This is a genomic window from Neisseria sp. P0013.S005 (genome assembly GCF_051958425.1).
Taxonomy (GTDB): Bacteria; Pseudomonadota; Gammaproteobacteria; order Burkholderiales; family Neisseriaceae; genus Neisseria; species Neisseria subflava.
Map to the genome: position 1 here is coordinate 5,101 of NZ_JBQCVL010000020.1, position 9,195 is coordinate 14,295.

The window sequence follows — 9,195 nt, forward strand, 5'->3', positions numbered from 1 at the left end:
GGCGGCCCGGTAACCTTGGGTAACGTCGCTGCAGGTGCGGTTAACGCGACCAGTACCGATGCCGTGAACGGCAGCCAACTGTTTGCGACCAACCAAAACGTAGCCAACAACGCCGCCAATATCGCCAAAGGCATCAACTTCGGCGGTACGACCGGCAGCAAAAACTACGCATTGGGCGACACCATCAATGTCAAAGGCGACAGCAACATCATCAGCGAAACCGTAGCCGGTGGTGCACAGCTGAAACTGGCAGATGTGTTGAATGTCGGTCAAGCGGCTCCGGTGAAAATCGATGGCAATAAAGGTGAAGTCAGCGGCTTGAGCAATACGACTTTGGGTGGCAGCGACTTTGCCCAAGGCAAACGTGCGGCGACTGAAGAGCAGCTGAATGCAGCCCAAGATCAGTTGGTGAATGTATTGGGTGGCAATGCGGCCAATAATGGCGGCAACATCAGCATGACCGATATTGGCGGTACTGGTGAGAACAACATCCATGATGCGATTAAAGCCGTCAATACAACTGCCAATCTGCCTTTGACTTTCGGCGGCGACAGCGGCAAAGATGTTGAACGCAAACCGGGTACGAAGCTGAATATTGTTGGCGGTCAAACCGATGCAGCCAAACTTTCAGACGGCAATATCGGTGTTGTAGCAAATGGCTCTGATAAGTTGGAAGTCAAATTGGCTAAAGACTTGGCAGTTGACAGCGTGAAAGCCGGTGATACCACCGTCAATACTGACGGCGTGAAAGTTGGCGATGTCAATCTGACTAAAGCCGGCTTGAACAACGGCGGCAACAAGATTACCAATGTTGCGGCCGGTACGGATGACACTGATGCGGTCAATGTTGCTCAGTTGAACAAAGCTGCGGCTGCGGCTAAGACCGAAGTCGTTCAAGGCGATAACATTGTTGTTACTCAGAATGTCGGCGCCAATGGCCAAACCATTTACAAAGTGGCTACCGATAAAAACCTGAAAGTTGACAGCGTTACCGCAGGTGATACCGTGATGAATAATGACGGTGTAAAAGTCGGCGATGATGTTGCATTGAACAAAGACGGCTTGAAAGCAGGCGATGTGAACCTGACCAAAGCTGGCTTGAACAATGGCGGCAACAAGATTACCAACGTTGCGGCCGGTACGGATGACACCGATGCGGTTAATGTTTCTCAACTGAAACAAGCTGCGACGGCATCTAAAACTGAAGTCGTTCAAGGTAAGAACATCGTTGTGACTGAAAAAACAGGTGATAAAGGTCAGACTGTTTATGAAGTTGCTACCGATAAAGACTTGGACGTTGACAGCGTGAAAGCCGGTGATACTACTGTTAATAATGATGGTGTGAAAGTTGGTGATGATGTTGCATTGAACAAAGACGGCTTGAAAGCAGGTAAGGTAAACCTGACTAAAGACGGTTTGGACAATGCAGGCAACAAAGTAACCAACGTAGCGGATGGCGACATCAACGCCAACAGCAAAGATGCTGTCAACGGCAGCCAGTTGTACGCAACCAACCAAAACGTAGCCAACAACGCTGCGACTATCGCCAAAGGCATCAACTTCGGCGGTACGACCGGCAGCAACAACTACGCATTGGGCGACACCATCAACGTTAAAGGCGACAGCAATATCATCAGCGAAACCGTTGCCGGTGGTGCTCAACTGAAGTTAGCTGACGAGATTAGCGTGAAGACAGTGAATGCCGATACCTTCAAAGCAGGCGATACTGTGATGAATAACGACGGCGTGAAAGTCGGCGATAAAGTTGCGTTGAACAAAGACGGTCTGACCGCAGGCAATACCGTGGTCAACAACGATGGCGTAACCATCGCTGCACCGACTGAAAACAATCCGAACAACCAAGTCAAACTGTCTCCTGTCGGTCTGAACAACGGCGGCCAACGCATTACCAATGTGGCTCCGGGTAAAGACGGTACAGACGCGGCAAATGTGAATCAGTTGATTGGTTTGGGTACCGAGTTGCAGAACAACATCAACCAAGTAGGTAAGAAAGCCTACGCGGGTGTGGCCGGTGCGATTGCCCAAGGCTCGATTCCGCAAGTAACCAGTCCGGGTGAGACCGGTATCGGTGTCGGCAGCGGCTACTACGGCGGTCAGTCTGCCATGGCTATCGGCGTATCTGCGATGAGTGACGGCGGCAACTGGATTGTCAAAGGCAACTTCTCGGCCAATACCGACGGTCATGTCGGTGTCGGTGTCGGTGCGCTGTATAAGTGGTAAGTTGGCAATGACAGGCAACTAGATTTACTGCCTGAATAGGGAGGCCGTCTGAAATTTTAGGTTTCAGACGGCCTTTTTTTCTGAAAACACTTGAATTTAGACTATCTGAAACGATATGCTTCATCTATTTACCGCATGACTCTGAAAGAGAACAAATGAGCAAAACCATCCATTATTTGAAAGACTACGCTGCGCCAGCGTACCGTATTCTGAAAACCGACCTGCATTTCAATATTTTAGAACCGCAAACCATCGTCAAATCCAGTCTGACCGTTCAACCTGAAAGAGCAGGGGAGCCGTTGGTATTGGATGGTTCGGCAAAACTGCTGTCTGTGAAAGTAAACGGCCGGGCCGTAGATTATGTGTTGGAAGACGAAAAACTGACGATTGCCGGCGTGCCGTCTGAAAACTTCACGCTGGAAGTAGAAACCGAAATTCTGCCGGCTGAGAACAAATCGCTGATGGGTCTGTATGCTTCCGGCGGCAATTTGTTTACCCAATGCGAACCGGAAGGTTTCCGCAAAATTACGTTTTACATCGACCGTCCGGATGTCATGTCTAAATTTACCACCACTATCGTTGCAGATAAAAAACGCTATCCTGTGTTGCTGTCTAACGGCAATAAAATCGATGGCGGCGAGTTTTCAGACGGCCGTCATTGGGTGAAATGGGAAGACCCGTTTGCCAAACCGAGCTATCTCTTTGCTTTGGTGGCAGGCGATTTGGCGGTAACGGAAGATTATTTTACGACCATAAGCGGCCGTAAGGTCAAAATCGAGTTCTACACCACTGAGACAGACAAACCTAAAGTCGGGTTTGCAGTGGAATCGTTGAAAAATGCGATGAAATGGGACGAAACACGTTTTGGCTTGGAATACGACTTGGATATTTTCATGGTCGTTGCCGTGGGCGATTTCAATATGGGTGCGATGGAAAACAAAGGTTTGAATATTTTCAACACCAAGTTTGTGCTGGCCAACAGCCGTACCGCGACTGATACCGATTTTGAAGGCATTGAATCTGTTGTCGGCCACGAATATTTCCATAACTGGACGGGCAACCGCGTGACCTGCCGTGATTGGTTCCAATTGTCGCTGAAAGAAGGTTTGACCGTATTCCGTGATCAAGAGTTTTCCGGCGACAGAGCCAGCCGCGTGGTGCGCCGTATCGACAATGTCCGTATGCTGCGCTTGTTCCAATTCCCTGAAGATGCAGGCCCGACTGCGCATCCTGTCCGCCCGGCCAGCTATGAAGAGATGAACAACTTCTACACCATGACCGTCTATGAAAAAGGTGCGGAAGTAGTGCGCATGTATCACACCTTGCTCGGAGAAGAGGGCTTCCAAAAAGGCATGAAGCTGTATTTCCAACGCCATGACGGTCAGGCTGTGACTTGTGATGATTTCCGTGCCGCAATGGCAGACGCAAACGGTATCAATCTTGATCAGTTCGCCTTGTGGTACAGCCAAGCCGGTACGCCGGTTTTAGATGCTCAAGGCCGTCTGAAAGATGGTGCGTTTGAATTGACCATCAAACAAACTATTCCGGCCACGCCCGATATGGCGGACAAACAGCCGATGATGATTCCGGTCAAAACCGGTTTGCTGAACGAAAAAGGCGAAGCGGTTGAGTTTGAATATCAAGGCAAACGTGTGAAAGAGGCGGTTTTGGTATTGACTGAAGCCGAGCAGACTTTTGTGTTGGGCGGCGTCAATGAGCCGGTTATCCCGTCTCTGTTGCGTGACTTCTCTGCACCGGTTACCCTGAACTATCCGTACAGCGAGCAAGAATTGGCCACGTTGTTGGCGGCAGATGAAAATGAGTTTGCCCGTTGGGAGGCTGCTCAAACCCTGTATCATCGCGCCATTAACGCCAACCGTCAGGCATTGGCGGAAGGCCGTCCTTTGCCGGAACACAAAGCATTGATGGATGCTTTGGCTTTGGTGGTTTCCGGTGACTTTGATCCGGCATTCCGTGCCATTTTGCTGCAAATGCCGTCTGAAACCGATGTATGGGCGGAAGAAGAAAATATTGACCCGATTCAGGTTCATCAGGCGCGTGAAGCCTTGCTCAATGCCGTTGCCGTCAAGTTCCTGCCTCAATGGCGCGAGCTGAACCGTCAAGCTGCCGAGCAAGAAAACCAAGCCGATGCTGCTGTTCGTTATGAATACAGCCCGGAATTGGCCGGCTGGCGTACTTTGCGCAATGCTTGCAGGGCATTTATCCTTCGTGCTGACGCTGCGCATATCGAACACGTTGCGGAGAATTACGAAGCAATGGCGCAAAACATGACCCACGAATGGGGTATCTTATCCGCAATTAACAGCAATGAAAGCGAAATCCGCGATCGTTTGTTGACACAATTTGCCGATAAATTTGCCGATGATGCTTTGGTAATGGACAAATATTTTGCCCTGATTGCCTCAAGTCGCCGCAAAGATACTTTACAGCAAGTTCAGACGGCCTTGAATCATCCTAAGTTCAGTATTGAAAATCCAAATAAGGCCCGTTCTTTATTGATGAGCTTCAGTCGTAATATTCCGCACTTCCATGCAGAAGATGGTAGTGGATACCGTTTTGTTGCTGATAAAGTGATGGAGATAGACCGCTTCAATCCGCAAGTTGCCGCCCGATTGGTGCAGGCTTTCAACATCTGCAACAAATTGGAAACCAACCGCAAAGCCGTCATGACCAAAGAATTGCAACGCATTCATGCACAAGAAGGTTTGTCCAAAGATGTGGGCGAGATTGTCGGTAAGATTCTGAATGAAAAATAAAGCTTGTCTGTTGAACTTATTGTAATTTGGCAATAAGGATAGATAGACTAAAGGTCGTCTGAAACCGATTGGTTTCAGACGACCTTTTTATATATCAACGCTTAAATTAATTTTCGTTGAGGATAGTGAATAAGAATAAAAAAAGAGCCTGCATAAAACAGGCTGTAGGAAAACGTTGCGTTGTTTACACCACAGGTTGAGAATGAAGCCTGCAAGACCTCAAACGGCGTATCGCCGTTCAAACTGCGGTGCGGCTTCACAGTGTTATAGAAATTAACAAAGCGGCACAACTCCTTTCGCCGGTGTTCCGGACTGTCAAACAACTGTTTCTCATGCCACATCTCCATCAGGGTGCGGATAACCCGTTCCGCCTTACCGTTGGTCTGCGGACGGGCAACCCGGGTAAACTTTTGACCAATCCCGTTCTCATAACAGGCTACACCGAAAGCATGGTTGGCCGAGCCTTTATATTCCGTACCGTTGTCGGAGTAAACGCACTCAATCAGGTATGGGCAGGGATCAATCAGGTGTTCGGTCAGAAACTTGGCGGCACTGTCTGCGGTTTTGTCCGGCAAAATGGCGGTGTATAGCTCCCTTGAGAAATCGTCGATGGCGACAAACAGGTAATCCCGATTATCGGTGACTTTCTGCCCTTTGAGCAGCGGCAGCCGTTTGGTATCGAGATGTACCAGCTCTCCGGGGTAGGATTTATTGTAGCGTTTGGCCTGCCTTTTGAGTTTTTCCTGAATGCCGCGTTCTACCTTGGCCAGGCGTTTCATTCCGTACTTTGCCTGTTTGAAACGGTTGTTGGTACTGGTTTGGGGGTTGAGCAGCCTGCCTCTTGCGGCTTTAAGTGCGCGGTAAATGGTGACGCGGCTGACTTGGTAGCGGCGTGCCAGGGAGGTGACGCTTTCCTTCCCCTGCGTGTAGGCCAGCCAAATGGCTTGGCGGTGGTGCGGGGTGAGACGGGTGTTTTGGTGCATGTTCATGTTTCAGTATTCTCTTGGAAATACTGTAAACAACGCTACTAGTTTCTACAAATGGTTTTACAAGCCAAATACGGCAATATCGCCCTTGCCTTGACGAATCAGCTCAGTACCATCGGTCATATCAATAACCGTCGTCGGCTCAGTACCGCACCAGCCGCCATCAATAACCAAATCAACAGCATGCTCAAGACGGTCTCGGATTTCGTATGGATCGGTCAATGGCTCGTCGTCTTCGGGCAGCATGAGGGTGCAACTTAAAATAGGTTCGCCCAATTCTTGCAAAAGTGCCAAGGCGGTGGCGTTATTGGGAACACGCAGGCCGATGGTTTTGCGTTTGGGGTGAAGCGTGCGATTCGGTACTTCTTTGGTTGCCTGCAGGATAAAGGTGTAGCTGCCGGGCGTAGCTGCTTTAAGCTGGCGGAATTGGGCATTATCTACTTTGGCGTAAGTACCCAATTCGCTCAAATCGGCACACATCAGGGTCAGATGGTGTTTTTGATCGATTTTGCGAATCGTGAGAATGCGCTCCATCGCGTTTTTGTCGCCGAGTTTGCAACCTAGCGCATAGCAGGAATCCGTAGGGTAAACGATAACGCCGCCACTGCGGACAATATCGGCGGCTTGCTTGATGAGGCGGTCTTGGGGATTATCGGGATGGATGGCGAAAAATTGTGCCATGTTCTTTTCCTTATCATTCTAATGGTTTGTTGTTTGACATTTTAAAACTTATTTGGCCGTCTGAATATTGGATTTCCACCACTATGAATGGATTTAGCCTCAGCTACAACACAGCTGCACCCAGTGATACCTTATATATCATTTTGATTTACCGGCCGATATCGAAAGTCAATTTAATACGCTATATAATGCGTTATTTTGTTTGAAAGTCATCTCAATGTCTGCCTCTTCCCTACCTTCCCGCCGCTTGTCTGTCGCACCTATGCTTGATTGGACAGACAGACACTATCGCTTTATGGCGCGACAAATTACACGCAATGCTTGGCTGTATAGCGAAATGGTCAATTCAGGCGCAGTGGTTTACGGAGATAAAGACCGCTTCTTGAGTTTCAACGAAGGCGAGCAACCGGTCGCTTTACAGCTTGGCGGCTCAGATCCGCATGACTTGGCAATCGCTGCCAAAGCGGCTGAGACATATGGCTATAATGAAGTCAACCTAAATTGCGGCTGCCCCAGCCCACGCGTACAAAAAGGCGCTTTCGGCGCTTGCCTGATGAATGATGTAGATTTGGTGGCAGATTGTTTGAACGCGATGCAGGATGCAGTTGAAATTCCGGTAACGGTCAAACACCGCATCGGCGTAGACAGACAGACAGAATATCAAGTTGTGGCAGATTTTGTGGGAACGCTTCGCGAAAAAACAGCCTGTCGCACATTTATCGTCCATGCGCGTAATGCTTGGCTGGACGGTTTATCCCCAAAAGAAAACCGCGAAGTTCCGCCACTCAAATATGAATACGTCTACCGCTTGAAACAAGAGTTTCCCGACTTGGAAATTTTGATTAACGGTGGTATTACCACCAACGAAGAAATCGCCGAACATCTGAAATTTGTAGACGGCGTCATGATCGGGCGCGAGGCTTATCACAATCCGATGCTGATGCGCGATTGGGATGCACTGTTTTATAACGACACACACGCGCCAATCCAATATGCTGATTTAGCAGCTTGGCTATACGCATACAGCCGCGAACAAATCGCCTCAGGGCGCGGTACCATTCTGCGCCACATCGTCCGCCATGCACTAGGCTTGATGCACGGCCTAAAAAATGCCCGTACTTGGCGCCGTATGCTCTCAGATGCCACCTTGCTAAAAGACAACGACGGCAGCCTGATTCTAGACGCATGGAAAGAAGTAGAACGCGCAAATATTTGGGATTAATGGCGTATAGTGTGAATAAATGAAAGGCCGTCTGAAACATCAAATGATGTTTCAGACGGCCTTTTACATTGCAACAGATTGCTAAAGATATATTCATTTCTCTTTAGCTACTATAACGATTAATTCATCGAATAAAACCAACACATAATCTAAGCATAAAAAAATGCGGCCTAAATTAGGCCGCATTTACTTTGCTTCGTCTTTTCAGACGGCCTTTTCAGGCCGTCTGAAAGTCAGATTACCATTGGTAACCAACTGCTACGGTAGCACCGAAGTGACCACGTGAGTTGCCGGAAGCAGTACCTTTGATGCTCCAGTGACCACCATCGGAGATGCTAGAGAGGCCGATAGCGTAACCGGTTTCACCGCGGTAGTGACTGCCACCGATAGCCAGCATGCTCTTACCTGGCAAGTAAGCTTGTGGCAGACCGGCAGTAGCCAGAGCTTGAGCCACACCTGCGCGGGCGTTGTTGTCAACCTTGTTCACACTGCTGTTCACATCGCCGAATTTTTGGTTCAGCTGGTCAACGTTAACCGCATCGGTACCGTTCTTACCTGGAGCAACATTTTTAATAGTAGTGTTGCCGGCATCGATACCACCTTGGTTGATGGTTACAGGACCTGCTTTCAGTTCATTAGTAGTAACACTGTTAACGGTCAGATTAGGGTTCAAGCTGACTTTCAGCGCATCGCCGTCTTTCTTAACGAAGATGTTTTGAACTTCTTTCTCTGAAGTCTTACCGGTTGCTTTGTCGAATACTTGAACTTTAGTACCCGCATCACCTTTAATCTGAATAGTGTTATTCAGTTTTTTGGAGATAGAGCCGTCAGTAGTACCAGTCTCGTCAACCAGACCGAAGGTGCCATCAGCATCTTTACCGTCTTTACCGTCTTTCACGGTTGCAGTAGTAGTAGAGATGACTTTACCGTCTTTATCGAAGTTGTTGATAGTAATGGTAGAAGTACCTTTAGCTTCATCACGCTCAACTTTACCTTCAGCAGACTTACCGTTTTCACCGGTATCACCTTTGGCACCGGTTGCACCGGTAGCACCAGTTGCACCAGTAGCACCGGTATCGCCTTTAGCACCAGTTGCACCGGTAGCACCGGTAGCACCGGTATCGCCTTTAGCACCAGTTGCGCCGGTAGCGCCGGTAGCGCCGGTTGCACCAGTAGCACCAGTTGCGCCGGTAGCACCAGTAGCGCCAGTAGCACCAGTATCGCCTTTAGCACCAGTTGCGCCGGTTACGCCGGTGTCACCTTTTTCGCCTTTGTCGCCGGTTGCGCC

Annotated in this window: 6 protein-coding genes; 3 read left to right on the plus strand and 3 right to left on the minus strand. The window is 49.1% G+C overall.

Annotated elements, in window-relative coordinates; genetic code table 11:
* Positions 1–2,241, plus strand: a 2,241-nt coding sequence (locus ACTHTA_RS10800) for a YadA family autotransporter adhesin (protein ID WP_440376366.1), incomplete at its 5' end; no start/stop codon positions are given.
* A 155-nt stretch (positions 2,242–2,396) separates the two neighbouring features.
* Positions 2,397–5,018, plus strand: a complete 2,622-nt coding sequence (pepN, locus tag ACTHTA_RS10805) for an aminopeptidase N (RefSeq protein ID WP_308888457.1) — start codon at positions 2,397–2,399, stop codon at positions 5,016–5,018.
* 101 nt (positions 5,019–5,119) lie between these two features.
* Here the strand turns inward: pepN and ACTHTA_RS10810 are convergent, their stop codons facing one another.
* Together ACTHTA_RS10810 and ACTHTA_RS10815 are read right to left on the minus strand one after the other, a co-directional pair.
* A complete protein-coding gene (locus ACTHTA_RS10810; RefSeq protein WP_440364471.1) occupies positions 5,120–6,007 on the minus strand; it encodes an integrase core domain-containing protein in 888 nt (295 codons plus the stop codon).
* A gap of 57 nt (positions 6,008–6,064) precedes the next feature.
* Complete coding sequence (locus ACTHTA_RS10815) at positions 6,065–6,685, minus strand: L-threonylcarbamoyladenylate synthase (RefSeq protein ID WP_070749740.1); 621 nt, start codon at positions 6,683–6,685, stop codon at positions 6,065–6,067.
* A gap of 217 nt (positions 6,686–6,902) precedes the next feature.
* Between ACTHTA_RS10815 and dusA the strand changes: the two genes are divergently transcribed.
* On the plus strand, positions 6,903–7,907 hold the full coding sequence (gene dusA / locus ACTHTA_RS10820; protein ID WP_372510617.1) for a tRNA dihydrouridine(20/20a) synthase DusA: 1,005 nt from the start codon (positions 6,903–6,905) through the stop codon (positions 7,905–7,907).
* 238 nt (positions 7,908–8,145) lie between these two features.
* On the opposite strand, the gene ACTHTA_RS10825 is transcribed toward dusA, so the two are convergent.
* Positions 8,146–9,195, minus strand: a 1,050-nt coding sequence (locus tag ACTHTA_RS10825; RefSeq protein ID WP_440379631.1) for a YadA family autotransporter adhesin, incomplete at its 5' end; no start/stop codon positions are given.

Bases quoted from the DNA above. Each gene is read 5' to 3' on its own strand.
- pepN (WP_308888457.1), top strand. From the start codon at position 2,397: ATGAGCAAAACCATCCATTATTTGAAAGACTACGCTGCGCCAGCGTAC.
- ACTHTA_RS10810 (WP_440364471.1), bottom strand. From the start codon at position 6,007: ATGAACATGCACCAAAACACCCGTCTCACCCCGCACCACCGCCAAGCC.
- ACTHTA_RS10815 (WP_070749740.1), bottom strand. From the start codon at position 6,685: ATGGCACAATTTTTCGCCATCCATCCCGATAATCCCCAAGACCGCCTC.
- dusA (WP_372510617.1), top strand. From the start codon at position 6,903: ATGTCTGCCTCTTCCCTACCTTCCCGCCGCTTGTCTGTCGCACCTATG.